We start from the raw sequence: 25,191 nt of genomic DNA on the forward strand, positions 1-25,191 counted from the left end.
ATGCTGCCGGGGGCGCGGTTCAGTTTGGCTTGAGGGCCTCGAAGGCGCCGTTGCGGTCAAGGCGGTCGGCGAGGTCGGACATCTGGGTGCGGCCCTTGGCGCTGTGGATGTAGCGCAGCGCCCAGGCGGCGACGATGGCGGCGAAGACCCAGCCGAGATGCAGGACGAGTTCGGCGAACAGGACGAACACCACCGCCAGCGCATAGGCGCCGAGATAGACCAGGGCCAGCTTTCCGGCGCGAGAGGCGGTCGGGTTGGAGGCGCTGGCGAGGATTTCGGTCAGGCTGGGCGCGGCGGCGGACGCCGTGGCCGGGTGGGCGGGCTTGGCGGCGGCGACTGGGTGCTTGGTCAGGGGCTGGGCCTGTACGGCAGGTCGGGCGGCGGGTCTCGGCCTGGGGGCGACGGGATCGGGCGCGCGCCAAGCGGGGCGATAGAGGACGGACTGGCCGCGGGCGTCGACGGTGAAGACCTCGCCGAAGGGTGTGCTGGAGAAATCGATGGCGCGGGTGTCCTGGCCATAGCTCTGGCCGTGCAGGGCCCTCAGCCGGCCCTGGCGCAGCTCGATCTGGAAGCCGATGGGTTCGGGCAGATCGCCGACCATGACATGGACCGTGCCGAACAGGCCGGTGGCGTCCGGGTTGGCGGCGATGCGGTCCGCATCGACGACGATCCGGGAATAGAGGCCGGCGCCGGTGTTGCGACGCATACCCGGCGAGCTGGAAGCCGCCTGGGCCGCCAGGTCGGGGACGCTGTCGCCCATCTGCCAGACCATGGCGTCCATGACGGCGCTTTCGAGCGGCGTGAGGTGGGACATCAGGCGGCCATCATAGAGCGGGGAAGGGACGGCGGCCGGATGTCTCGGCCTCAGCGACGTATTGGCGGTGCATCCGGGTGAGTCGTCCGCGCGTACGGAGCAAAACGAGCGTCAAGGCGAGCGCGGTGAAGACCGGCCAGTAAGATAGAAGTGGGCCTCCGGCACGGCGTGATAGCTCGCCCATCGGATCGTCCATGATGATCATGGTCATCAGCAGGATGATCAGGACTAGGTCCATCACGGCAAGGCCGGTCGAGAAGAACTTAGGCAGTGGAGCGCCCCAGATGGAGACCGCCGTTTGAACCGGGCGGGGCAGGGTCTCAATCGGCGGATTGTCGGTGATCCTAAGGGTCTCGGTTAGTGAAACCACATTCGTTTCGTCGGACATTTGCACGCGTTGGAGCGGAGACAAGCCACGAGTGCGGGCGCGTCTCTGCTGACGGTCGATCCGCCCAATAGCCCAATAGGCGGCTAGGCCTGCGCAAGAGAGCAGAAACGGGAGCACGGAAAGCCAACCCGATCTCGGGCCTGAATAGTGCTTGGCCAAGGCGATGACGACGAGTGGCGCCAGCGGCGCCCATCCCCAGACGAGCTTGAGCAGCCAGGAGCGCTGCAGGCCGTCCATCAGTTTTGAGGTCGTGTCGGTCACGCCTCGACCCTAACCGCAACAGGCGGTTCTTCAACCGGAGATATCATGAAAGAGACCAAACAGGCTTCCGGCTCGCCGGAGGCGCGCGCTGTCGTGCATGAGATGATGGCGGCGTTCGAGGCGTTCAAAGGGGCGAACGACGTCCGGCTGGACGAGATCGAGAAGAAGGCGGCGGCCGATGTGCTGCTGGAGGAGAAGGTGGCGCGCATCGATCAGGCGGTGGCGGCGGCGCAGGCGCGACTGGATCGGGTGATGAGCCAGAGCCGGCGTCCGGTGATTGGGGGCGAGCCCGCCGAGCCGGGCAACTCAGTCTCGGGGGCGCCCGAGGCGAAGGCGGCGTGGGACGGCTATCTGAAGACGGGTCACTCTCCTCAGTTGGCGGGCGGTCTGGAGGTCAAGGCGGGCTTGTCGGGCGGCGCGACCTCGGGCGGCTATGTCGTGCCGTACGAGACCGAGCGGGCCATCGAGCGTCGGCTGATGGCGGCGTCTCCGATGCGCGAGATCGCCACGGTGCGCACGGTGGCGGCCGGCGTGTTCCGTAAGCCTGTGTCGACGGCGGGCGTGGCCTGCGGCTGGGTGGCGGAGACGGCGGCGCGACCGGAGACGGATCCGGCGACCCTGGCCCTGCTCGAGTTCCCGTCGGCCGATCTCTACGCCAATCCGGCGGCGACCCAGGCCCTGCTGGACGACGCCATGGTCGATTTGGACGAATGGCTGGCGGCCGAGGTCGAGGACGCCTTCGCGGCGCAGGAGACGGCCGCCTTCGTCAACGGCGACGGGGTGAACAAGCCCAAGGGCTTCCTGACCTATCCGACCGTGGCGGACGCGGGCCAGGCCTGGGGTCAGATCGGCTATGTGGCGTCGGGAGCTGCGGGCGGTTTCGCGGCGACCAGTCCGGCGGATCGGCTGATCGACCTGGTCTATGCGCCCAAGGCTCAGTACCGGCCGAACGGGCGCTTCGTGATGAACAGGAAGACGGTGTCCGCCGTGCGCAAGTTCAAGGACGCCGACGGCAACTATATCTGGCAGCCGGCGACGCGGCTGGGCGAGACGGCGTCGCTGCTGGGCTATCCGGTGACCGAGATCGAGACCATGCCGGACGTGGCGGCGAACAGTCTGTCGATCGCGTTCGGGGACTTTCAGCGGGGCTATCTGATCGTGGATCGGGCGGGGGTGCGGGTGCTGCGCGATCCCTATTCGGCCAAGCCCTATTTGCTGTTCTACACGACCAAGCGGGTTGGCGGCGGGGTGCAGAACTTCGATGCTGTGAAAGTCATGAAGTTCTCCGCGACGTAGTCGCGGAGGGGCAAGGTGACGAAGTTCAGCGCGAGCTGATCGGGGCTGATCGCCTCCTCCCTGTCGCGTAGCGGCGGGGAGGTGGCGCGGCGCTTCTTTGCGCCGTGACGGAGGGGCTCTGAACGCGCGAGCTGTGCGGCGGAAAGAGCCCCTCCACCACTTCGTGGTCCCCCTCCCCATTGCATGGGGAGGAGACGCGATTTCTGACAATGGAGGTCTGGATGGCGCAGCCGGTGACGGTGGCGGAGGCGAAGCTGTTTCTGAGGGTCGAGCATGAGGCTGAGGACGGGCTGATCCAGACCTTGATCGAGGCGGCCCAGGCGAAGGTCGAGGGGGATGTGGGGCTGGGCCTGACATCGACCTCACCGGCGCCGTTGCGGCTGGCGATCCTGATGCTGGTGCTGCGGGCCTATGAGCGCGGGGAGCCGGTCGAGGTCGAGCCGGTCGAGGGCTGGATCTCGCCGTATCGCGTGGTGCGGTTGTGAGAATGCTGGCGGGGCTGTTCCAGCCGGTGGAGGCCGGGACGGCTTACGGCGGGCGCAGCGTGACGTTCGAGGCGGTGGGGTCGGCCTGGCTGAAGTGCGGGGCGCGCAGGCGGACCGAACGCGGCGAGGGCGATCAGAGGCGGGCGGTCGAGACGATGGGGGCGGAGGCGCGGGAGGATCCCCGGCTGTCGGTCGGGCGGGTGCTGCGGTTCGGCGGGGCGGACTGGCGGATCTTGGGGATCGAGGATGCGCGGCCGGGTCGGGCGAAGCTGGATCTGGAGCGGGAGCGATGAGGGATCACGAGAGCGCGTTGCAGAAGGCGGTGCTGGCGGCCCTGATGGGCGATCCGGCGGTGCAGGCGCTGTTGGGCGGGCGGGTTTTCGATCAGGCGCCCGAGGGGGCCGAGTTTCCGCATCTGGTGATCGGGCGGTGCGAGAGCCGGCCGGTGGCGGCGGACGGGGGCGGGGTCGAGCAAAGACTGACCCTGACGGCTGTGTCGCGGTTCGCGGGGTCGGAGGAGGCCAAGGCTGTGGCGGCGGCGGTGCGGGCGTGTCTGCACGGCGTGGTGCTGGAGACCGATGGCGTGCGGACGGCGACGCTGAGGGCGACGTCTGCGGATGTGTTTCGGGCGGGCGACGGGCGGCGGACCTATGCGGTGGTGCGGTTGAGGGCGGTGACTGAGGAAGTGGCGAGTGGTTAGTGGCGAGTGGCGAGCTGGGTCCAGGAGGCGGACGCATCGGGTGACCCGTTGCGACGATCTTCCTCGCCACTCGTCACTCGCCACACGCCACTCATGAGCAAAGCGAGGACAGAATGACCGCACAGGCGGGCAAGGACATGCTGCTGAAGATCGAGGGCGCGCCGGGCGTGTTCACGACTGTGGCGGGGTTGAGGGCGCGGACGATTTCGCTGAACGCGAAGACGGTGGATGCGACGGACGGCGACAGCGCCGGGCGGTGGCGCGAGCTGTTGGCGGGGGCGGGCGTGAAGTCGGCGACGGTGTCGGGGCAGGGCATCTTTCGTGATGCGGCGTCGGATGCGCTGGTGCGCGAGGCCTTCTTCGATCAGGCGGCCAAGACCTGGCGGCTGATCGTGCCGGACTTCGGCGTGCTGGAGGGGCCGTTCCTGGTGGCGGCGCTGGAATACGCCGGCGAGCACGAAGGGGAGGCGACCTTTGCGCTGAGCCTGGCCAGCGCGGGGGCCATCGGATTCAGCGCGATATGAACGGGATGAAATCCTCCCCCATCGGGGGAGGGGGACCATGCAGAGCATGGTGGAGGGGGCTGATGCGGATTCGGCGCCAGACATTCGGCGGCGATGGGGCGTCCGGCCCCCTCCACCGCTCCGCGGTCCCCCTCCCCCGACGGGGGAGGATTTGATGACGAACGGCGCGCGGGGCGAGGCGGCGGTGATGCTGGGCGGCGAGCGGCGCCGGGCATGTCTGACGCTGGGGGCGCTGGCGGAGATCGAGACGGGGCTGGGCGTCGATGGGCTGGCGGCGGTGGCGGAGCGGATGAAGGCTCTGTCGGCGAGGGATCTGATGGTGGTGCTGGCGGCGGTGTTGCGCGGGGGCGGGGAGGCGGCGGATGTGGCCGGCGTCGATCCGCGCGAGGCGGCGGTCGCGGTGGCGCAGGCGTTTGCGGCGGCCGCGAGGTGACGCCCTGGGGCGAGATGCTGAGGCTGGTGGCGGCGATGGGCGTGGCGCCGGAGGCGTTCTGGCGGCTGTCGCTGAAGGAGTGGCGGATGTTGACGGAAATCCCGCGCGGATTGGCGCCTTTGGGGCGCGAAGGGCTGGCGCGATTGATGGAGGGTTGGCCGGATGGCGGATGAGTTCGGGCGGGACGGTATCGATCAGGTGGCGCTGAGGGCAGCGGAGGCCGGAACGGCGCTGGAGGCGCTGAAGGCGCCGGCGCAGGATGCGGCCAACGCCATCGAAGAGGCGTTCGGGCGCGCGGGCGAAAGCCTGACGCGGTCGCTGGCGCGGGCGGCGGCGGACGGGGAGGTGTCGTTGGCCGAACTGGCGCGGGCGGTGCTGAACGCCGTCAATGCGGCGGCGGGGTCACAAGGTGGATTGAGCGGCGCGATCCAGGCGGCGATGTCCAGTTTCGGCGGGGCGCGGGCGGACGGCGGGCCGGTGCTGGGCGGCGGGGCCTATCTGGTCGGAGAGCGCGGGCCGGAGGTGTTTCGACCCGCGACGGGCGGCGAGATCGGGCCGGCTTCCGGCGGCGGGGTCACCGTCAATGTGGCGGTGGACGGGGGGGCTCCGGCCCTGTTGCGATCCGAGGCGCAGATCGCCCAGATGCTGGCGCGGGCGGTCAGTCTGGGCGCGCGCAGGATGTAGTTAGGAGTGGCGAGTGGTTAGTGGCGAGCGACGATGCGGATGCGGCGGGTCTCGCCACTGACCACTCGTCACTCGCCACTCGTTTTTATTCGCCCTTGGGATTCGGGCCGAAGCGGTTCTCGCCCTTCTGGCTGTCCGTGATGCCGATCCACAAAAGGAAGGCCAAGTTGACGAGCGAGGCGATGATGAAGGCGCCGACCGCCGGTCCCATGATGGACAGGGCAGCCATCGGGTTGTCCTCGTAATAGCTCTCATCCATGCCGCTGGCGGCGATTCCGGCGAACATCATCACGAAGCCGACGATGACCAGGATCGTCGAGACCACCCATGGAATGGCGACCAGCCAGCCGCTCTTCCCCATGTCGTGCAGGCGTTTCACCGAAATGGCCAGGTTAGGCCAGATCAGCGCCAAGGAGATCAGCCCGCCGAGGAAGGGAATCCAGCCCAGCACCAGGCTGGCGCCGAAGACGATCAGGAAACCGATCCAGAAATGCGAGCGGCGCAGGCGGCCGTTGAACGACAGCATGGCGGACTGGAAGTCGAAGCCCGAGCCGGGCGCGCCAGTGGCGGCCGAGGCGGCGTAGCCGCCAGCGACGCCGGTGGTGGTCGCAGCGCCTGCGAGGATCAGGATTTGGGTGGCGACGCCGCCTTCGGGCACGAAGTCGACGCGGACGCCGGCGGCGGGCACCGCCGGCGACTGAAGCGCGGCCGAGGTGAAGTCGTAACGGGCGCCGTCGTCGCCGCTGATCAGGCCGGCGCCGATGGTGGCGTCGTAGCTGAGAATTTCACCGCGCACGGAGGTCTCCTGGGTTGTCGCCGCCGAGCGGCAGTTTGCGAACTTCGCCGGACGACGTGCGCCGGGCAAGACTGAAAGGTCAAGCTTGGCGAACGGTTCCTGAGAATTTCTCTCAAATTGCGATTTGGCCCGTGCCCTTGGGTGGTGCGCCGTAGATATTCACGGCCGGCTGAGACGGTAGAAGACTAACGACGAAGAAGAACAGTCCACCGACGTAGGGGATGAGGCCGATCAGGACGAGCCAGCCGCTGAGGCCGACATCGTGAAAGCGGCGGATCAGAACAGTGACGCCTGGGAGGATCAGCCCCGCCATGACGAGGCCCACCAGCGCGATGCCGCTCATGCCGAATGCCTGCATGTCTCGTCCCGTCTCCGCATCGATGATCACGAGAACGAGGATGGGCGTGAAGAGCAGGAACAGGATGAGGGTGTGGAACAGGGCGAAGGACCAGTATTCCTTGCGCCGGGCGCGCCCGTTTCCGTCGACGTATTTCGTCGTCACGCAACGCCGGAAATAGCCCCACAGGCCCAGGTCCGGCTCGGGCGCGATGACGACGGGCTGGGGGCGGGCGTCCTGAAGAACGATCAGGTCGGTCGCTGCGCCGTCGGATGCGACGACGAAATCGACGCGGCGCCCAACCGCCAAATCTTGCGACCGGGATGAAAAGTCGTAGCGCGTGAGGTCGTCGCCGCTGACCAGGCCGGCTCCGGTTTCGGGATCGTGCTGGAGAATTTCACCGCGCATGGGGGGCTCGCGCCGCCGTCGTGGGATCCAAGCTCAGAACATCGCTTCTCATGTCTCTGTCCGGGGACGGGGCCGGTGCGCCGTCGTCGAACCTTGGCTGAAGACGGGGGCGACCACAATGGAGACAGCAATGGCTTTTCACGAGGTGCGCCTGCCCGCGCGGCTGGCGTTCGGCTCCACAGGCGGGGTGGAGCGTCGGACGGAGATCACGACGCTGGCGTCGGGGTTCGAGCGGCGTTCGACGCCTTGGGCGCTGGGGCGCAGGCGGTATCTGATCGGGGCGAACCTGAGGTCGCTAGACGACATGGCAGAGCTGGTCGCCTTCTTCGAGGCGCGGCGGGGCCGGCTGTACGGCTTCCGGTTCAAGGACTTCGCCGACTTCAAGTCGTGCGCGCCGGGCGGGACGGTCTCGGCCGAGGATCAGGTGCTGGGCGTCGGCGACGGGGCGCGGACGGTGTTCGGTCTGATGAAGCGATATGGAGACGTGGAGCGGCCGATCGCCAAACCGGTCGAGGGATCGGTGCGGGTGGCCATCGGGGGCGTCGAGGCGGCGGAGTTCGCGGTGGATGCGGCGACGGGGGCGGTGACGCTGGAGAGCGCGCCGGGGGCGGGCGTCGTGGTGACGGCGGGCTTCGCGTTCGACACGCCGGTGCGGTTCGACTCGGACCGGATCGAGACGACGCTGGAGAGTTTCGAGGCCGGGCGGATGGCGGCGGTGCCGCTGATCGAGGTTCGGGTCTGAACCATGCGGAACATACCGGAAGAAATGGCTGCCCGCATCGAGAGCGGGGCGGCGACGCTGTGTCATGTCTGGCGGCTGGAGCGGGCCGACGGGGCGGTGATGGGGTTCACCGATCACGACCGGGACCTGGTCGTGGACGGCGCAGTCTGTCGCGCCGAGAGCGGCTGGACGGCGGGGGCGGGCGAGAGCGCCGTGGGGCTGGCGGCGGGGTCGGTCTCGGCGGCGGGGGCGCTGGATGATGAGGCGATCAGCGAAGCGGATGTGGCGGCGGGATTGTTCGATGCGGCGACGGTCGAGTTGTGGCGGGTGGACTGGGCACAGCCGGATCTGAGGGTGCGGCTATGGGCGGGGACCCTGGCGAAGATCCGGCGTGAAGGCGGTGGGTTTGTGGCCGAACTGGAAGGGCCGCTGGCGAAGCTGGAGCGGGTGGTCGGGCGGACCTATGGGCGGATGTGCGACGCGCGGCTGGGGGACCAGAGGTGCGGTGTCGCCGAGACTGTGGGGCGGGTCTGCGACAAGCGGTGGGCGACCTGCGTCGGGACGTTTGCGAATGGGGCGAACTTTCGCGGGTTTCCGGATGTGCCGGGGGACGACTTCCTGACGGCGTATCCGGCGGGGACCGCGCGGAACGACGGCGGGAGCCGGCGGTGAGGGGCGGGGCGGTGATTTCTCCCTCCCCCTGCGGGGGAGGGTCGTCAGCGCGCAGCGATGACGGGGTGGGGACGGCAGGGGAAGCGGGCGCGGGTCGCCTGGCCCTGCCCACCCAGTCTCGCCTCCGGCTCGACCCCCCTCCCCCGCTGGGGGAGGGAGAGATTGGTGCGCTTGTCGTTGCATCGGCCCGGTCTTGGCTCGGCACGCCCTATCGGCATCAGGCCAGCGTAAGGGGCGTGGGCGCGGATTGTCTGGGGCTGGTGCGAGGGGTGTGGCGCGAGGTGGCGGGCGAGGAGCCGGAGGTCTTGCCGGCCTATTCGGCGGACTGGGCCGAGACGGGCGGTCGCGAGACGCTGCTGGAGGCGGCGGGGCGGTGGCTGAGGCCGGTCGCGGTCGATGAGATGCGGGCGGGGGACGTGGTGCTGTTTCGCATGTCGCCGGGAGCGGCGGTGAAGCATTGCGCCATCCTGAGCGACGTCGAGGGGCCGGAGCCGAGGATGATCCACGCCTATTGGGGACGGGCGGTGGTCGAGAGCTGGATGGGCGTGTGGTGGCGGCGACGGCTGGTCGCGGTGTTCCGGTTTCCGGATTGAACATCTCCCTCCCCGACCGGGGAGGGCAGGGCGAGCCGTAGGCGAGACCGGGTGGGGCGGGCAGGGCGATACACGCGCGGTCCGCGCGGCCGTGCCGGGCCGCCCCCACCCGGCCGCTGCGCGGCCCCCTCCCCCGCGGGGGAGGGAGACGATTTTGAGGAGGCGTAGATGGCGCAAGTCGTACTGAGCGCGGTCGGCCAGCAGGTCGGCGGGCCGATTGGGAGGGTGATCGGCTCGACGATCGGGCGGGCGATCGACAATCGCGTGGTGGGGTCGCTGGGGCCGGCGCGGCAGGTGGGGCCGCGGCTGGAGACGCTGAAGGTGCAGGGGACGGCGGAAGGGTCGCCGATGGCCTGCGTCTTCGGGCGGGCGCGGGTGACGGGTCAGGTGATCTGGGCGGCACGGTTCCTGGAGGGCAAGTCCAAGGGACGGGCGGGCAAGGGCGGGCCGAAGACGGTCGACTATGTCTATTCGCTGAGTTTCGCGGTGGCGCTGTGTGAAGGCGAGATCGACGGGGTCGGGCGGGTCTGGGCCGACGGGCGGCTGATGGACATGACGGGCGTCGTGATGCGGGTGCATCGCGGAGGCGAGGGGCAGATGCCGGATACGCTGATCGAGGCGGTCGAACGGGATGCTCCGGTCTATCGCGGCACGGCATATGTGGTGTTCGAGGATATGCCGCTGGGGCCGTTCGGGGACCGGGTTCCGCAGCTGAGTTTCGAGGTGTTCCGGCGGCCCAGGGGGCAGACGGCGCGGCTGGAGGACCTGCTGGAAGGGGTGTGTCTGATCCCCGGCGCCGGGGAGTTCGCTCTGGCGACGGAGGCGGTGGTGCGACGGGAGGGGCTGACGCGGACGCGGCCTGAGAATGTTCATAACGGCGAGGGCCGGGCGGACCTGATCGCATCACTGGATCAGTTGCAGGCGCAACTGCCGAACCTGAAGCGGGTCAGTCTGGTGGTCGGGTGGTTCGGCAGCGACTTGAGGGCGGGGGAATGCCGGGTGCGGCCGGGGGTGGAGCGGCGAGACAAGCCGACCGAGCCGATGGACTGGTCGGTGGCGGGCGTTGAACGCGGCGAAGCCTATGAGGTCAGTCGGGTGGACGGGGCGCCGGCCTATGGCGGGACGCCGTCGGACGAGAGCGTGCGTCAGGCGATCCGCGAGCTGAAGGCGCGAGGGGTGGAGGTTACGCTGTATCCGTTCGTCTTCATGGACTGCCCCGGCTATCCGTGGCGGGGGCGTGTGGCGGGCGTCGCTGGAGCGGGGGCGACGGCGGAGATCGCGGCCCTGTTCGGCGGGGCGGGCGATTGGGGCCTGAGGCGGATGGCGCTGCACTACGCCCGGATCGCGGCCGAGGAGGGGGCGGACGGTCTGCTGATCGGGTCGGAGATGCGGGGCGTGACCTGGACGCGGGATGCGGTCGGGGGCTTTCCGGCGGTGGCGCAGTTGCGAGCGCTGGCGGCGGAATGTCGGGCGGTCGTGGGGCCGGATGTCGCCCTGTCCTATGCGGCGGACTGGAGCGAGTATTTCGGGCGGCAGGCGGGCGGGGAGGTGGTGTTCCATCTCGATCCGCTGTGGGCCGATGACAACATCGATCATGTGTCGATCGACTGGTATCCGCCGCTGAGCGACTGGCGTGCGGGCGACGGCGGGGTGGATGCGGCGGCGTTCGGCGGGGCGGCGGGCACGGCCTATCTGGCGGCGGGTGTCGCGGGCGAGGACGGGTTCGACTGGTTCTATGCGAACGAGGCGGATCGGGCGGCGCAGGTTCGCACGCCCATCGTCGATGGGGCGTATGGCGAGGACTGGGTATTTCGGCCCAAGGACCTGAAGGGATGGTGGTCGAACCGGCACCATGACCGGCCGGGCGGGGTGAGGCGCGCGACGCCGACGGCCTGGGTTCCGGGGATGAAGCCGGTGCGGCTGTCGGAGTTCGGCTGTGCGGCGGTGGATCGGGGCGGCAATGCGCCGAACCTGTTCCAGGATGCGAAGAGCACTGAGAGCCATCTGCCGCCGGGATCGACCGGGGCGCGCGACGATGCGGTGCAGCGGGCGGCGCTGGAGGCGGTGCTGGGCCATTATGCGGACCCTGAGAACAATCCGGTTTCGGCGATCTATGGCGGGCGGATGCTGGCGGCGGCGGACGCCTGGTGCTGGGACGCGCGGCCGTATCCGGCGTTTCCGTCGCGGGGCGATGTCTGGGCCGACGCAGGCGCTTGGCGTGCCGGGCACTGGCTGAACGGGCGGTTGGCGGGTGACGGGCGCGATCTGATCGAGGCGGTGCTGGCGTGGGGTGGGCTGTCGCCGGCGGAGATGGCGGTCGAGGGCGTGGAGGGGGCGGCGGCCGGTTATGTCATCGACCGGCCGATGCGGACGCGCGATGCGCTGGAGCCGCTGCTGGCGGCGTTCGACGCGGTGGCGGCCGAGCGGGACGGGAAGGTCGCCGTGTTGGGGCGGGTGGAGACGGTGGTGGAGATCGCGGGAGAGGCGTTGGCCTTGCCTGAAAACGGGGCGGCGGAGGATGCGACACGGATTTTGGAGGCGCGGGCGGGCGAGGCGCGAGTTCGGTTCATCGACGAGACGGCGGACTATCAGACTGGGGCGGTGGTCGTCCGGTCGGAGGATGCAGCGGCGACCGGCGGCGGGGTGGATATGGACCTGCCCCTGGTGTGCGGCGGCGGGCTGGCAAGGGCGGCTGCGGAAAGGGCGCTGGACGGCGAAAGCGTGGAGGCGAAGACCTTGGCGCTGGGGCCGTTGGAGGCCTTGCGGCTGGAGCCGGGTGACAGGGTGCGGCTGAACGGTGCAACTGGCGACTGGCGCGTGATGCGGACGACGGCGGATGAGACGCCGTCGGCGGTGCTGGAGCCCTTGCTCATGCGGCGGATCGCCGAGGATGACGGGGTCTGGCGCGGGGGCGAGGCGCCGGCGGTGATCGGGGCGCCCTTCGTCAGGGTGATGGACCTGCCGCCCTTGATGGGGCGCGAGGAGGATGGGCGGCCGGTCGTGGCGGTTGCGGCAGAACCCTGGCGGACGATGCGGCTGCATGCGGGGGCGTCGGCCGAGATGCTGACGGCGCGGGCGGATGTGGAGACGTCGGCGACGGTCGGGCTGCTGGTCGAGGCCTTGGCGCCGAGCGTGCGGCATCGCTGGGACGAGGCCAATGCGCTGGTGGTGCGGGTCGAGGGGGCGGCGCCCGAGAGCGCGGTCGCGGCGGCGGTGCTGGGCGGCGGCAATGCGCTGGCGGTCGAGACAGCGGCGGGCTGGGAGGTTCTGCAATATCGATCGTCGGTGCTGGTCGGGCCGGGGACATGGCGGCTGACGGGTCTGTTGCGCGGGCAGCAGGGGACCGAGGTCGAGATGCGGACCGGCGCCGGGGCGGGATCGGTCGTGGTGTTCCTGGACGACCGGCTGGCGCGGGCGGAGATCGGGCGGGGGGAGCGTGGCCTGCCGCTGGTCTGTCGCGCGGGTCCGGCCGGGGCGGCGCCAGGCGGGGCGGGGTTCACCGAGACCGCGTTCGTGTCGAGGGGCGTGTATGACCGGCCGTGGTCGCCTGCGGGATTGGCGGTCGCTGCGGAGGGGGCGGGGCTGACGATCCGGTGGACGCCGCGTGTGCGGCTGTTCGGCGACGGCTGGGATGGCGAACCGGCGGCGGTCGATCCGATGCGGTTCCGCCTGAGGGTGCTTAACGGCGGCGTCTTGGTTCGGACGATGGAGTTGGAGGGGTTGTCGGCATCTTATGATGCGGCGGACCTGGCCGTGGACTTCCCCGAGGGCGTGAAGGCGGGCGCCCGGATCGTCGTGGCGCAGTGGGGCGAGGGCTTCGGTTGGGGTGTGGAGGCGGAAATCGGGCTGATCTGAGCAAATAGGGCGGGTCCGGCCCTTTGCGGGGGGCGGGGCATGGCTTAACTGACGCCTCTCGGTTTTTCAGTTGGAGCGACAACGGACGTGGCAGGCGACCCCTACAAGGAACTGGGCGTTTCGAAGGGCGCGAGCGCGGACGAGGTCAAGAAGGCGTATCGCAAGCTCGCCAAGGAGCTGCACCCCGACAAGAACCAGGGTGACAAGATCACCGAGGACAAGTTCAAGCGGGTGACGGCGGCCTTCGACATCCTGGGCGACGCCGAGAAGCGGGCCAAATACGACGCCGGCCAGATCGACAACGACGGAAACGACCAATATCGCGGCTTCGGCGGGGGCGGTCGCGCGGGCGGCAGTCCGTTCGGCCAGGGTGGTGCGGGCGGCGGCTTCGGCGGCGGGCCGGGCGGCCGGGCCAGTTTCGACGGCGTCGATCTGGACGACCTGTTCGGCATGTTCGGCGGTGGCGGACGTCAGCGCGGCGCGCGGGACTTCACCGCGCGCGGCCAGGACGTGAAGGCGACGCTGGACATCAGCCTGGAGGACGCCATCGCGGGGGCGACGCGGCGGATTCAGTTCTCGGACGGGCGCACGCTGGACGTCACCATTCCCAAGGGGGCGGCGGAAGGCCAGACCATCCGCCTGCGTGGACAGGGGTCGCCGGGGCGCGGGGCCGAGAACGGCGACGCCCTGATCGAACTGAAGATCGAGACGCATCCGATCTACAAGCGCGACGGCGCGGACCTGACGATGGACCTGCCGGTGTCGGTTCCCGACGCGGTGCTGGGGGCCAAGGTGCGGGTGCCGACGCCGGAGGGCGTGGTGCAGATGACGATCCCGGCGGGTTCGAATTCGGGCAAGATCCTGCGGCTGAAGGCGCGCGGGGCGTTCGCGGCGGGAAAGCGGGGCGATCTGCTGGCGCGGCTGGTGGTGACGCTGCCGGACGAGCCGGACGAGGCCCTGACCCGGTTCGCCGAGGAATGGCGGGCCAAGCGGCCCTATACGCCGGGACGTTGAGCGCGCTCAAGCCGCGCGAAGCGCGGTAGCGCCAAGGGGAAAGAGCATGAGCGTGAAGCCTGATATGAAGCCGGCGCGGCCGTGGTTCTCGGCGGGGCCGACGGCGAAACGGCCGGGCTATAGCCTGGCGGGCCTGCCGCACGACCTGCTGGGACGGGGCATACGCGCGCCGGAGGTGGTGGAGCGGTTTGCGCATGGCCTGCGGCTGACGCGCGAAGTGCTGGAAGTCCCCGAGAGCCATGTGATGCTCTATACGCCGGGGTCGGACACGGGGGCGGTCGAGGCGGCGCTGTGGGGCATGCTGGGGCAGCGGCCGGTGCAGGTGGTCGCGTTCGAGAACTTCGGCCTGACGTGGCTGGCGGACGTGAAGGATCATCTGGGGCTGGAGCCCGAGGCGCTGACGGCGCCGTGGGGCGAACTGCCGGATCTGAGCCAGGCGGACTGGTCCAGGGACGTGGTGTTTCCGTGGAACGGCACCACCTCGGGCGTGCGCGTGCCGGACGCCGACTGGATCGCCGACGACCGCGAGGGGCTGGCCATCTGCGACGCGACCTCGGCCACCTTCGCCATGCCGTTGCCGTTCGACAAGCTGGATGTCGTGACCTTCAGCTTCCAGAAGGCGCTGGGCGGGGAGGCGGGCATCGGCGTGATGGTGCTGTCGCCGCGTGCGATCGAGCGGCTGGATGGGTATCAGCCGGATCGGGCGATCCCCAAGCTGCTTCGCCTGACGGACGGAAAGGGTCGGTTCGACCGGGCGCTGGCGGACGGGGTGGCGATCAACACCTTCTCGATCCTGACCATCGAGGACTGGATCGACGCCCTGGACTGGGCGAAGGGGATCGGCGGACTGTCGGAATTGATCCGGCGGACGGACGCCAACTATGCCGCGTTGGCGCAATGGGTGAAGCGTACGGACTGGATCGACTTCCTGCCGGATCGGCCGGAAATCCGGTCGACGACTTCGGTCTGTCTGAAGTTCACCGATGCGCGGATCGCCGCGCTGGACGCCAAGGCGCAGAAAGCCTTCGTCGTGCGGTTCAAGGCCCTGCTGGAAGGCGAGGCGGCGGTGTTCGACATGGAACCGCACCGCAACGCCCCGCCCGGACTACGCCTGTGGTGCGGTTGCACGGTCGAGACGGCGGATGTGGTTGCAGCGACGCCTTGGCTGGAATGGGCGTTCGAAACGGCGGTCTCGGAATTGGTCCTCACCCGAGAAGCGTAGCGTAACGGGGGAGGGGGACCATGCGCAGCATGGTGGAGGGGGCGGATAGCGCGCCCGGCTTTTCCGATTGATTTCGTGCGCCCTAGCCATGGGGCAGAGTCTGTGTTCGCCCCCTCCACCACTTCGTGGTCCCCCTCCCCCGGGAAGAACGGGGGAGGATCTTACGGAGACATCGGATGATTCCCCCGCTATAGGCTGCGCCCGCATTCAATGCGGAGAAGTGCTTTGGCGAACGTAGCGGTGGTCGGCGCCCAGTGGGGCGACGAGGGCAAGGGCAAGATCGTGGACTGGCTGTCCAACCGCGCCGACATGGTCGTGCGGTTCCAGGGCGGTCACAACGCGGGCCATACGCTGGTCGTTGACGGCAAGGTCTACAAGCTGGCGCTGCTGCCCAGCGGCGTGGTGCAGGGCAAGCCGTCGATCATCGGCAACGGCGTGGTCGTCGATCCCTGGCATCTGGTCGGCGAGATCGAGAAGATCGTCGCCCAGGGCGTGGCCATCAGCCCCGACATCCTGACGATCGCCGATAATGCCTGTCTGATCCTGCCGATCCACCCCGCGCTGGACGTGGCGCGCGAGGCGGCGGCGAGCGCGCCGGGCGCCAAGATCGGCACGACCGGGCGGGGCATCGGCCCGGCCTATGAGGACAAGGTGGGGCGTCGGGCCATCCGCGTCTGCGACCTGGCCAATGAAGACGACCTGAAGGTCAAGATCGACCGCCTGCGCTCGCATCACGATCCGCTGCGCGCGGGACTGGGGCTGGAGCCGATCGACCCGGATGCGCTGTTGGCCCAGTTGCTGGAGATCGCGCCCAAGATCCTGCCCTATGTGAAGCCGGCGTGGCGGGTGCTGGATCAGGCGCAGAAGGACGGCAAGCGGGTTCTGTTCGAGGGGGCGCAGGGCGCCTTCCTGGACGTGGACCACGGCACCTATCCCTATGTGACCAGTTCCAACACCGTGGCGGGTCAGGCGGCGGCGGGATCGGGCATCGGTCCGCGCGGCGTCGGCTATGTGCTGGGGATCGTGAAGGCCTATACGACGCGCGTCGGCGAAGGCCCATTCGCCTGCGAGCTGGACGACGAGGTCGGAGAACATCTGGCGACGGTGGGCCGGGAGGTCGGGGTGAATACGGGGCGGGCGCGTCGCTGTGGCTGGTTCGACGCCGTGCTGGTGCGCCAGTCGGTGGCGATCAACGGCATCGACGGCATCGCCCTGACCAAGCTGGACGTGCTGGACGGGTTGAAGACGCTGAAAATCTGCGTCGGCTACAAGGTCGATGGCGAGGTGCTGGACTATCTGCCGTCCAGTCTGGAGGCCCAGGCGGCGGCCGAGCCGGTGTTCGAGGAACTGGAAGGCTGGAGCGAAAGCACTGTCGGCGTCCGCAGCTTCAAGGACATCAACGCCAATGCGATCAAATACGTGCGCAGGATCGAGGAGCTGATCGGCGCGCCGGTGGCCCTGCTGTCCACCAGCCCGGAACGTGACGATACGATTTTGATGAGAGATCCGTTCCAGGGCTGAGACGGCGGTTTCATTGATTCAACAGGCTTTAACCAGCGCGCGGTAAGGATAACGGCTCCAACCGGGAGACGGACGTGTTCGCCGCAAACACCAGAACCCTGAGCCGCATCGAACCTGCCATAAGGCGGGTGGTCATCGTCGATCCCAATCTGTCGGCCGCACGACTGCTGACGGACATCATGAAGGGGATGGGCGCGCGCGAGGTCTATGCCGAGACCGACGAGGAGCGGGCGCTGGAGCTGTTGCGTGACGTCGAGCCGGGCATGATCTTCACCGAGCGGTCTGGCGAGACGTTGAATGGCGAGACGCTGGCGCGGCGGATACGCCGGTCCAGCATGGCGTGCCGTATGTCGCCGATCATCATGGTGACGGGCGAGGCGACCGCCGCCGCCATCAAGGGCGCGCGTGATTCCGGCATTCACGAGTTCCTGAGAAAGCCGTTCACGACCGGCGACCTGTTCAAGCGGGTCGAGAACGTGGCGTTGAAGCCCCGGCCCTGGATCGAGGCGGTCGGCTATGTCGGGCCGGATCGGCGGCGGTTCAACTCGGGCGAATTTTCCGGTGCTCGCAAGCGACGCAGCGACGGTTCGGCAGGCGGTGGGCCGGCCGAGGTGAAGGATCAGGCGATCCGCATCCTGATTTCGGCCATGGCGCAGTTCGATCAGGATCCGTCGCAAGCGACCCGCGCCATTCGACAGCAGGCGGAAACGCTGAACGGGCTGGCGATCAAGACGGCCGATGCCAAGCTGGCGATGGTCGTGGCGACGCTGCAGGCCTATCTGGCTGGCGGTCAGGTGACCAAGGTCGGGCTGGCCCAGCCGATCGGCGCCGTGGTCGCGACGGCCAAGGCCGCAGAGGCAACAGCCCCGATGGCGCGGGCGTCTTGAGGCGATAGAGGCCTGTCGCGCCGATAAAGCGCGACAGGTTATTCTCGATCAGGCGTCGACCAGGTTCCGCTCTTCGGCGGCGGCGCGCATGGCCTTTTGCAGCTTCTCGAAGGCGCGGACCTCGATCTGACGCACGCGTTCGCGCGACACGCCGTACTGGCCGGCGAGTTCTTCCAGGGTGACGGGGTCGTCCTTGAGGCGGCGTTCCGTGAGGATGTGCTTCTCGCGGTCGGTCAGTTCTTCCATGGCCTCTTGAAGGAGGCTCATACGGATGCCCTTTTCCTCGTCTTCGGCGAGTTGGGTTTCCTGGGACACGGCCGTATCGTCGGCCAGCCAGTCCTGCCACTCGCTTTCACCGTCGGCGCGCAGGGGCGCGTTCAGCGAGGCGTCGCCGCCGAGGCGACGGTTCATGTTGGTCACCTCTTCCTCGCTGACGCCCAGCTTCGTGGCGATGGCGGAGAGGTGTTCGGGATGCAGGTCGCCTTCCTCGAAGGCCGAGATCTGGCTCTTGGCCTTGCGCAGGTTGAAGAACAGCTTCTTCTGCGCGGCGGTGGTGCCCATCTTCACGAGCGACCAGCTGCGCAGGATGTATTCCTGGATCGAGGCGCGGATCCACCACATGGCGTAGGTCGCCAGACGGAAACCCTTGTCCGGGTCGAACTTTTTGACGGCCTGCATCAGGCCGACATTGCCCTCGGAGATCACTTCGCCGATCGGCAGGCCGTAGCCGCGATACCCCATGGCGATCTTGGCCACCAGACGAAGGTGCGAGGTCACGAGACGGTGGGCGCTCTCGGCGTCCTGGTGCTCGGACCAGCGCTTCGCCAGCATGAACTCCTCGTCCTTGGTCAGCATCGGAAACTTGCGGATTTCCGTCAGATAACGCGACAGGCCTTGTTCAGGCGACATCACCGCGAGCGTACTATTGGCAGCCATATAAAGGTCCCTCCGACCGTCTTGAACGAGCGGGCTCTTCGTCATCGGCCACGGTGCGTGCGCCGACGTCTCACCCCTCAACCGGTGAAGTAGCGATGGGTTGCCACCATTTTTAGAGGCGGATCGTCACACGAAAGCGTGACCGTGGCCCTGGCGCCACTCGCGCCGTTCGACGTCCTATATAGAACTTTGTCAGTTGCTATTCAAGATGTACCGACGCGGCAGGCTGACGCGCTTGCCGCCGTTGCTTTGCGCCATGTATGACACCGGTAACAAATGACTCCTGGGGAGGAGCGAATGGGACGGGAAATGACACGCAGAGGCGCGCTGGCGACGGCGGCGGCCCTGGGAGTGGCGGGGACGGTGCAGGCGGCGACGCCCGAACGGGTGGAGCGCTGGGGGCTGTTTGAGGTCGCACTGGAGGCGACGGTCCCTGGCAATCCCTTCGCGGTCGATGTGGTCGGGATATTCACCGACGGTCGCACCACGGTGCGGGCGCCTGGCTTTTTCGACGGGGACGGCATTTGGCGCATCCGGTTCTCGCCGCCCGAGATGGGGGCGTGGCGCTGGATCAGCGAAAGCGCTGTTCCGGCGCTGAACGGTCGGTCGGGTCGGTTCGAGGCGGTGGGGCCGTCGCCGGCCAATCACGGGCCGGTCGGGCTGGTGGAGACCTATCATTTCGCTCACGCCGACGGGACGTCGTTCCGCCAGATCGGCACGACCGCTTACGGCTGGACGCACCAGCCGGAGGCGAAGCGGCGGCAGACGCTTGAGACGCTGAAGACCGCGCCGTTCAACAAGATGCGGATGCTGGTCTTCCCCAACGCCTCAGTGAAGACCAATGAGGCTCTTTTCCCATTCGAGAAGACCGGGGCGGGGGATAAGGACTGGGACCTGACGGGGTTCGATCCGGCCTATTTCCGGCGGCTGGAGGCCTGCGTCGCGGCGCTGGGCGCCCTGGGGATTCAGGCGGACGTGATCCTGTTTCACCCTTACGACGGCAAGTATGGGTTCGACGAGATGCCGGCCGAGGCTGACGACCGCTACGTCCGCTATGTCGTGGCGCGGCTGGCGGCCTATCGGAACGTCTGGTGGTCGATGGCCAACGAGTTCGACATCCTCAAGACCAAGACGGATGAGGACTGGGACCGGCTGTTCCAACTGGTGCAGGCTAGCGACCCATACGGAAGGCTGCGGTCGATCCATAACTGGCGCAGGCTGTACGACAACGGCAAGCCCTGGGTGACGCACTCCAGCATCCAGAACGGTTCGGCCGTGCTGGACGATGCGCGGGCCGAGACCTATCGCAGTGTCTGGCAGAAGGCCGTGATCTTCGACGAGGTCTGCTACGAGGGGTCGCTGGATGAGCGGTGGGGGAACCTAACCGGGCCGCAGATGGTGCGGGCCTTCTGGCACGGGCTGATCGCGGGGACCTATGTCGGCCATTCGGAATGTTTCCCGGTCGATGGGAGCGAGTTCTGGCTGGGCGAGGGCGGCGAACTGCGCGGCGAGAGCGCGCCGCGGATGGCCTTCCTGAAGACGATCATGGAGGCAGGACCCAAGCCGGGGATCGAGCCGATCGACAAATGGTGGGAGCAGCATCTGGGCGGTGTGCCAGGGCAGTACTACCTGCGCTATTTCGGGGACGCGGCGCCGACGCAATGGGCGGTCGATCTGCCGCGCGACGAGATCGTCGGCGGCGAGCGGTTCAAGGTCGATGTGATCGACACCTGGAACATGACCGTCGAGGCCGTGCCGGGCGAGTTCACGATGCAAAAGCGCGACGACACCAAATACTTCTTCCGCGATCCGGCGCGTCCGACCCTGACCTTGCCGGGGCGGCAATGGATGGCGGTGCGGTTGACGCGCGTGGACCTTTGAAGTCCGAACCGGTTAGATGGCCGCCATGAAAAAGAGCGCTCGCGAACGGGGTCTGATCGTTGTCCTGGCCGTGGGGGCGGTCGCCGCCGGCGTTTCGGCCATTGCGATCGTGGGCCTGTTCGTCATGGCCATGACCGGGGTGTTCGGCGCCGGATCCTAGATCCCCAGGATGCCGCGATAGGTCGGGTGAACCGCCTCGGCGTGCTCTGGGTGTTTCTGAAGATAGGCCGAGAAGAAGGGGCAGACCGGCAGGATCAGCAGGTCCCGAGCCTTGGCGTCGGCCAGCACATGTTTGGCCAGGCGGCTGGCGATCCCCTGGCCCTCGAGCCGTTCCGGGACCAGGGTTTCGGTGATCATCAGATTGGGCGGCGACAGGTTGTAGGTGACGATCGCCACCTCGCCGTCGACGGGCAGTTCGTAGCGTTTCAGCTCGGCGTTGTCGTGGATTTCGGGATCGAGCATGGCGGGTCTCAGAGTTCGGACAGCAGGGCTTCGAGGCGCAGCATATCAGTCGGAGGAGAGGTTTCGAAGCGCATCTGTTCGCCGGTGGCGGGATGGACGAAACCCAGGACGGCGGCGTGGAGGGCTTGGCGCGACAGCTCCGCCTCGGCGATGGCGGCGCGGACGGGGATGGCGGGGCTGCCAGAGCCATAGGTCGCGTCGCCGAGAATGGGCGAGCCCTTCGACGACAGGTGGACGCGGATCTGGTGGGTGCGGCCGGTGTGCAGGGTGCAGGCAACGCGGGCGGCCATGGGGGCGCCGCCGGCCTTGGCCGGTTCGCCGAAGGTCGCCTGAACGACATAGTCGGTGACAGCCTCGCGGCCACCGGCCTTGAGCACGGCCATCTTCTTGCGGTCGCCGGTGGAACGGCCGATGCGGGTTTCGATGCGCCCCTTGGACGGCGACGGGGCGCCGCGGGTCAGGGCGATGTAGGTGCGCTCGATGTCGTGGGTGGCGAACAGGGCCGACAGGCCTTGGTGGGCGCGATCAGTCTTTGCGGCGACCATGACGCCGGAGGTGTCCTTGTCCAGCCGGTGGACGATGCCGGGGCGGGCGACGCCGCCGATGCCCGACAGGCTGTCGCCGCAGTGGGCCAGAAGGGCGTTGACCAGGGTGCCGTCGGGCGTACCGGGCGCCGGATGGGCGGCCATGCCTGCGGGCTTGTCGATGACGATCAGCTCGGCGTCCTCGTAGAGGACGGTCAAGGGGATGGCCTGCGGCTGGGGCGTGGCGGGCGCGACGGGCGGCAGGGCGACGACGTAGAGGCCGGGCTGGGCCTTGGCCGAACCGCCGGTCAGGACCGTGCCGTCGCGGGTGACAGCGCCTTCGGCCAGCAGGGCCTGCAGCCGGGCGCGCGACAGGGGCGAAAAGGCGTCGGCAAGGGCCTTGTCCAGGCGAACGCCGGACGCGTCGATGCGCGCCTCCAGCACCTCGGCGGGGGTGGAAGCGGGCGGCAGGTCTTCGTCGTCGATCAGGTCAGGGTCGGACACCGGGCCTACCTAGCACGACCGGCAGCTTGCGCGAGGGGCGTACGTGGGGCGATAGTCAAGCTTGGGGGCGTAAGAGGGTATCCGATGACACGGTTGATGATCGCCGGGGGCGCGGTCGCCGTGGCGGCGCTGCTGGGCAGTTGCACGACCATGAGCAAGGATCAGTGCCTGGCCGGGGCCTAGGGCGAGAAGGGCTATGCCGACGGAACATCGGGTTATCCGATCACGCGGCTGGACGATCACGCCAAGGCCTGCGCCAAATATCAGGTCGCGCCCAATCCGGCGGCCTACGGCTCGGCGCGCCAGGACGGATTGCGGTCCTATTGCACCTTCGAGCGGGGATGGGCCGAGGGGCGGGCGGGCAATACCTATTACGGGGTCTGTCGGCCGGAGGAGGAGCAGGCGTTCCTGCCCGCCTATCAGGACGGGCTGAGGCTGCATGCGGTCGAGGACGCCTTCGAGACGGCGGAAAGCGCGCTGAGCAGCGCCGAGGACCGGATCGAAAATCGCGAGGACAAGCTGGAGGCCAAGCAGAACGAACTGCGGGGCGAGGGCCTGACGGACGAGGAGCGGGACCGGATCCGCGATCGCATCCAGGAAGTCCGGGGCGAAATCCGCGATGCGCGCCGCAACGCTCGAGACGCGCGCGACGCACTGGGTCAGGCCGAAGGGGAGGTTCGCCGGGTGCGGCGCGAGCTGAGCGGCCGCTACCCGGTCTAGACGTGGCTCAGGCGGCCCCGATCAGGCGGCCTTGACGGACGCGCCGCGGAAGGACGGGTCCAGGTCACCCGAGGCGTAGCGTTTGGCCATCTGGGCGGTGGACAGCGGACGGATCGTGGACGCCTGGCCCTCGCAGCCGAACTGGACGTAGCGCTCCATGCAGAGCTTCTTCATCGCCTCCTTGGCGGGCTTCAGATAGAAGCGCGGATCGAACTCGCCCGGCTTTTCAGCCAGAGCCTTACGGATGGCGCCGGTGATGGCCATGCGGTTGTCGGTGTCGATGTTGACCTTGCGCACGCCGTGCTTGATGCCGCGCTGGATCTCCTCGACCGGCACGCCCCAGGTCTGGGGCATTTCACCGCCGTACTGGTTGATGATGTCTTGCAGGTCCTGCGGCACCGAGGACGAGCCGTGCATCACCAGGTGGGTGTTGGGCAGGCGGCGGTGGATTTCTTCGATCACGTTCATGGCCAGGACTTCGCCGTCCGGCTGTCGCGAGAACTTGTAGGCGCCGTGGCTGGTGCCCATGGCGATGGCGAGCGCATCGACCTTGGTGGCGGCGACGAAATCGACGGCCTGGTCCGGATCGGTCAGCAGCTGCGAGTGGTCCAGCTTGCCTTCGAAGCCGTGGCCGTCTTCGGCCTCGCCCATGCCGGTCTCCAGCGAGCCCAGCACGCCCAGTTCACCCTCGACCGAGACGCCGCAGGCGTGGGCCATTTCGGTGACGCGGCGGGTGACGTCGACGTTGTAGTCGTAGGAGGCGGGGGTCTTGGCGTCCTCTTCCAGCGAGCCGTCCATCATCACCGACGTAAAGCCGTACTGGATGGCGGTGGCGCAGGTCGCCGGGCCGTTGCCGTGGTCCTGGTGCATGCAGACCGGGATGTGCGGATAAAGCTCGGCAAGGGCGTCGATCAGCTTGGCCAGGACGATGTCGTTGGCGTAGTTCCGGGCGCCCCGGCTCGCTTGAATGATCACGGGAGCATTGACCTCATGGGCCGCCTCCATGATCGCCAGACCCTGTTCCATATTGTTGATATTGTAGGCGGGCAGGCCGTAGTCGTTCTCTGCCGCGTGGTCGAGCAGCTGTCGCAGCGTGATGCGCGCCATTGGGTAGTCTCCTGAGCCGAGTAGTCTTTTTTGATTGGGCGAGAGACTAGCCGCGCGGCGTGCTGAAGTCACGCCGCGTTACAGCCGTTTTAGCGTGATTCGGAGGGCCGGGACGCAGGCGAGATCCGCCTGCATCGCCGACGATTAGGCGAGCAGGGCCTCGACGCCGGGCAGGGGTTTGCCCTCCATCCATTCCAGGAAGGCGCCGCCGGCGGTGGAGACGAAGGTCATGTCGTTCGAGACGCCCGCGTGGTTTAGGGCCGAGACGGTGTCGCCGCCGCCGCCGACGGCCACCAGCACGCCGGCCTTGGCCAAGGCGGCCGCATGACGGGCGACGGTCACGGTGGCGGCGTCGAAGGGCGGTACCTCGAACACGCCGAGCGGACCGTTCCAGATCAGGGTCTTCGAGGCGGTCAGGGCTTCCAGCAGTCGCGCGACCGTGGCGGGGCCGGCGTCTAGGATCTTGTCGTCGGCCGACAGCGTAGCGCCGGCGGTGACGGGGCGAGATGCAGCGCCGGGCTTGACCTCGGTCGCGACCACGAAATCGACGGGAAGCAGTAGTTTGCAGCCCTGCGCCTCGGCCTCGGCCATGATCTCGCGCGCGGTGTCGGCCATGTCGCGTTCGGCCAGCGAGCCGCCGATGTCGATGCCCTGGGCGAACAGGAAGGTGTTGGCCATGCCGCCGCCGATGGCCAGCCGGTCCAGCTTGCCGACCAGGTTCTTAAGCAGGTCCAGCTTGGTCGAAACCTTGGCCCCGCCGACGATGCCCAGGACCGGCTTTTGCGGATTGCCTAGGGCGGCGTCGAGGGCGTCGAGTTCGCGGCGCATGGATTCGCCGGCGTAGGCGGGAATGTGGTGGGCGATCCCTTCGGTCGAGGCATGGGCGCGGTGGGCGGCCGAGAAGGCGTCGTTGACGTAGAGGTCGCCCAGGTCGGCCAGTTTCTGGGCGAAGACCGGATCATTGGCTTCTTCCGCGGCGTGGAAGCGCACGTTCTCCAGCAGGACTACGCCGCCGGCGTCCAGGTCGCGGATGGCGTCCACGGCGTCCGGGCCGATGCAGTCGTCGGCGAAGCGAACGGGGGCGCCGAGCAGTTCTTCCAGCGGCTGGACGACCGGCTTCAGGCTCATGGACGGGACGCGTTGACCCTTGGGGCGGTCGAAGTGGGCCAGCAGCGCGACCTTGGCGCCGGCGTCGCGCAGACGCTGGATCGTCGGCAGGGCCACCCGCAGCCGGGTGTCGTCCGTGACCTTGCCGCCCTCCATCGGGACGTTGAAGTCCACCCGGACCAGGGCCGTCTTGCCGGCGAGGTCATGAGCGTCGTCGAGGGTGCGGAAGGTCATGGTCGTTTCCCTGTCTCCTCCCTGTCGCGAAGCGATGGGGAGGTGGCGCGGCGCGCTTGCGCCGTGACGGAGGGGCTCTGGCCCCGAGTTCTATGCGGAGGAAGA

At 68.5% G+C, this 25,191-nt stretch carries 27 protein-coding genes and 1 pseudogene; 19 read left to right on the forward strand and 9 right to left on the reverse strand.

Annotated features, from left to right (window positions below; all coding sequences use genetic code 11):
• Positions 1-19 precede the first annotated feature (19 nt).
• Positions 20-814 carry a hypothetical protein gene (locus tag ACZZZD_RS13885; protein ID WP_463435745.1) on the reverse strand — a complete coding sequence of 265 codons (795 nt, stop codon included), beginning with the start codon at positions 812-814 and terminating at the stop codon, positions 20-22.
• 10 nt (positions 815-824) lie between these two features.
• A complete protein-coding gene (locus tag ACZZZD_RS13890; RefSeq protein WP_463435746.1) occupies positions 825-1,463 on the reverse strand; it encodes a hypothetical protein in 639 nt (212 codons plus the stop codon).
• A 45-nt stretch (positions 1,464-1,508) separates the two neighbouring features.
• On the opposite strand from ACZZZD_RS13890, the gene ACZZZD_RS13895 reads away from it, so the two are divergent.
• The 8 genes from ACZZZD_RS13895 to ACZZZD_RS13930 all read left to right on the forward strand — a co-directional run bounded on the left by ACZZZD_RS13895 (position 1,509) and on the right by ACZZZD_RS13930 (position 5,585).
• A complete protein-coding gene (locus ACZZZD_RS13895) occupies positions 1,509-2,759 on the forward strand; it encodes a phage major capsid protein (RefSeq protein ID WP_463435747.1) in 1,251 nt (416 codons plus the stop codon).
• A gap of 221 nt (positions 2,760-2,980) precedes the next feature.
• Complete coding sequence (locus tag ACZZZD_RS13900; RefSeq protein WP_463435748.1) at positions 2,981-3,244, forward strand: head-tail connector protein; 264 nt, start codon at positions 2,981-2,983, stop codon at positions 3,242-3,244.
• A 2-nt stretch (positions 3,245-3,246) separates the two neighbouring features.
• Positions 3,247-3,537 (forward strand): phage head-tail adapter protein, encoded by a 291-nt coding sequence (locus tag ACZZZD_RS13905; RefSeq protein ID WP_463435749.1) that lies wholly within the window; start codon positions 3,247-3,249, stop codon positions 3,535-3,537.
• Complete coding sequence (locus ACZZZD_RS13910) at positions 3,534-3,944, forward strand: DUF3168 domain-containing protein (RefSeq protein WP_463435750.1); 411 nt, start codon at positions 3,534-3,536, stop codon at positions 3,942-3,944. Before ACZZZD_RS13905 ends, ACZZZD_RS13910 begins: the two co-directional genes overlap by 4 nt.
• Before the next feature lie 113 nt (positions 3,945-4,057).
• A complete protein-coding gene (locus ACZZZD_RS13915) occupies positions 4,058-4,468 on the forward strand; it encodes a phage major tail protein, TP901-1 family (RefSeq protein ID WP_463435751.1) in 411 nt (136 codons plus the stop codon).
• A gap of 154 nt (positions 4,469-4,622) precedes the next feature.
• Positions 4,623-4,901 carry a GTA-gp10 family protein gene (locus tag ACZZZD_RS13920; RefSeq protein ID WP_463435752.1) on the forward strand — a complete coding sequence of 93 codons (279 nt, stop codon included), beginning with the start codon at positions 4,623-4,625 and terminating at the stop codon, positions 4,899-4,901.
• Positions 4,898-5,074 (forward strand): phage tail assembly chaperone, encoded by a 177-nt coding sequence (locus tag ACZZZD_RS13925; RefSeq protein ID WP_463435753.1) that lies wholly within the window; start codon positions 4,898-4,900, stop codon positions 5,072-5,074. Before ACZZZD_RS13920 ends, ACZZZD_RS13925 begins: the two co-directional genes overlap by 4 nt.
• A complete protein-coding gene (locus tag ACZZZD_RS13930) occupies positions 5,064-5,585 on the forward strand; it encodes a phage tail tape measure protein (RefSeq protein ID WP_463435754.1) in 522 nt (173 codons plus the stop codon). Before ACZZZD_RS13925 ends, ACZZZD_RS13930 begins: the two co-directional genes overlap by 11 nt.
• Before the next feature lie 85 nt (positions 5,586-5,670).
• Here the strand turns inward: ACZZZD_RS13930 and ACZZZD_RS13935 are convergent, their stop codons facing one another.
• On the reverse strand, positions 5,671-6,381 hold the full coding sequence (locus ACZZZD_RS13935) for a DUF805 domain-containing protein (RefSeq protein WP_463435755.1): 711 nt from the start codon (positions 6,379-6,381) through the stop codon (positions 5,671-5,673).
• Positions 6,382-6,493: 112 nt separating this feature from the next.
• Positions 6,494-7,126 carry a DUF805 domain-containing protein gene (locus ACZZZD_RS13940; RefSeq protein WP_463435756.1) on the reverse strand — a complete coding sequence of 211 codons (633 nt, stop codon included), beginning with the start codon at positions 7,124-7,126 and terminating at the stop codon, positions 6,494-6,496.
• A gap of 130 nt (positions 7,127-7,256) precedes the next feature.
• Between ACZZZD_RS13940 and ACZZZD_RS13945 the strand changes: the two genes are divergently transcribed.
• The 8 genes from ACZZZD_RS13945 to ACZZZD_RS13980 all read left to right on the forward strand — a co-directional run bounded on the left by ACZZZD_RS13945 (position 7,257) and on the right by ACZZZD_RS13980 (position 17,611).
• The gene (locus tag ACZZZD_RS13945) at positions 7,257-7,868 is read left to right on the forward strand and encodes a phage distal tail protein, Rcc01695 family (protein WP_463435757.1); all 612 of its coding nucleotides are present in this window, start codon (positions 7,257-7,259) and stop codon (positions 7,866-7,868) included.
• Positions 7,869-7,871: 3 nt separating this feature from the next.
• Positions 7,872-8,519, forward strand: a complete 648-nt coding sequence (locus ACZZZD_RS13950; RefSeq protein WP_463435758.1) for a baseplate hub domain-containing protein — start codon at positions 7,872-7,874, stop codon at positions 8,517-8,519.
• 161 nt (positions 8,520-8,680) lie between these two features.
• Positions 8,681-9,112 (forward strand): NlpC/P60 family protein, encoded by a 432-nt coding sequence (locus tag ACZZZD_RS13955; RefSeq protein WP_463436140.1) that lies wholly within the window; start codon positions 8,681-8,683, stop codon positions 9,110-9,112.
• Between the two features lie 168 nt (positions 9,113-9,280).
• Positions 9,281-12,967 carry a baseplate multidomain protein megatron gene (locus ACZZZD_RS13960; protein WP_463435759.1) on the forward strand — a complete coding sequence of 1,229 codons (3,687 nt, stop codon included), beginning with the start codon at positions 9,281-9,283 and terminating at the stop codon, positions 12,965-12,967.
• A gap of 87 nt (positions 12,968-13,054) precedes the next feature.
• Positions 13,055-13,981, forward strand: a complete 927-nt coding sequence (locus ACZZZD_RS13965) for a DnaJ C-terminal domain-containing protein (RefSeq protein WP_463435760.1) — start codon at positions 13,055-13,057, stop codon at positions 13,979-13,981.
• A gap of 46 nt (positions 13,982-14,027) precedes the next feature.
• Positions 14,028-15,203: a phosphoserine transaminase gene (locus ACZZZD_RS13970; RefSeq protein WP_463435761.1), complete on the forward strand. Its 1,176-nt coding sequence runs from the start codon at positions 14,028-14,030 to the stop codon at positions 15,201-15,203.
• A gap of 225 nt (positions 15,204-15,428) precedes the next feature.
• On the forward strand, positions 15,429-16,724 hold the full coding sequence (locus ACZZZD_RS13975) for an adenylosuccinate synthase (RefSeq protein WP_463435762.1): 1,296 nt from the start codon (positions 15,429-15,431) through the stop codon (positions 16,722-16,724).
• 74 nt (positions 16,725-16,798) lie between these two features.
• Positions 16,799-17,611: a response regulator gene (locus ACZZZD_RS13980; protein WP_463435763.1), complete on the forward strand. Its 813-nt coding sequence runs from the start codon at positions 16,799-16,801 to the stop codon at positions 17,609-17,611.
• Positions 17,612-17,659: 48 nt separating this feature from the next.
• Here the strand turns inward: ACZZZD_RS13980 and rpoH are convergent, their stop codons facing one another.
• Complete coding sequence (gene rpoH / locus ACZZZD_RS13985; protein ID WP_463435764.1) at positions 17,660-18,547, reverse strand: RNA polymerase sigma factor RpoH; 888 nt, start codon at positions 18,545-18,547, stop codon at positions 17,660-17,662.
• 309 nt (positions 18,548-18,856) lie between these two features.
• On the opposite strand from rpoH, the gene ACZZZD_RS13990 reads away from it, so the two are divergent.
• Both ACZZZD_RS13990 and ACZZZD_RS13995 read left to right on the forward strand, forming a co-directional pair.
• The gene (locus tag ACZZZD_RS13990; RefSeq protein WP_463435765.1) at positions 18,857-20,428 is read left to right on the forward strand and encodes a DUF5605 domain-containing protein; all 1,572 of its coding nucleotides are present in this window, start codon (positions 18,857-18,859) and stop codon (positions 20,426-20,428) included.
• Between the two features lie 25 nt (positions 20,429-20,453).
• Positions 20,454-20,588: a hypothetical protein gene (locus ACZZZD_RS13995; RefSeq protein ID WP_463435766.1), complete on the forward strand. Its 135-nt coding sequence runs from the start codon at positions 20,454-20,456 to the stop codon at positions 20,586-20,588.
• Here ACZZZD_RS13995 and ACZZZD_RS14000 read toward each other — a convergent pair.
• Positions 20,585-20,890 (reverse strand): GNAT family N-acetyltransferase, encoded by a 306-nt coding sequence (locus ACZZZD_RS14000; protein ID WP_159849706.1) that lies wholly within the window; start codon positions 20,888-20,890, stop codon positions 20,585-20,587. The two genes, ACZZZD_RS13995 and ACZZZD_RS14000, sit on opposite strands and share 4 nt — an antisense overlap.
• A gap of 8 nt (positions 20,891-20,898) precedes the next feature.
• Positions 20,899-21,918: an RluA family pseudouridine synthase gene (locus tag ACZZZD_RS14005; RefSeq protein ID WP_463435767.1), complete on the reverse strand. Its 1,020-nt coding sequence runs from the start codon at positions 21,916-21,918 to the stop codon at positions 20,899-20,901.
• A 201-nt stretch (positions 21,919-22,119) separates the two neighbouring features.
• Here ACZZZD_RS14005 and ACZZZD_RS14010 point away from each other — a divergent pair.
• Positions 22,120-22,638: pseudogene (locus tag ACZZZD_RS14010) on the forward strand (DUF2799 domain-containing protein); the annotation flags it as partial.
• A 21-nt stretch (positions 22,639-22,659) separates the two neighbouring features.
• Here ACZZZD_RS14010 and fba read toward each other — a convergent pair.
• On the reverse strand, positions 22,660-23,745 hold the full coding sequence (gene fba / locus ACZZZD_RS14015) for a class II fructose-bisphosphate aldolase (RefSeq protein ID WP_159849712.1): 1,086 nt from the start codon (positions 23,743-23,745) through the stop codon (positions 22,660-22,662).
• A gap of 144 nt (positions 23,746-23,889) precedes the next feature.
• Entirely contained in the window at positions 23,890-25,086 is a 1,197-nt protein-coding gene (locus ACZZZD_RS14020; RefSeq protein ID WP_463435768.1) for a phosphoglycerate kinase, read from the reverse strand.
• Between the last annotated feature and the right edge of the window lie 105 nt (positions 25,087-25,191).

This window comes from Brevundimonas sp. AC546 (assembly GCF_979258305.1).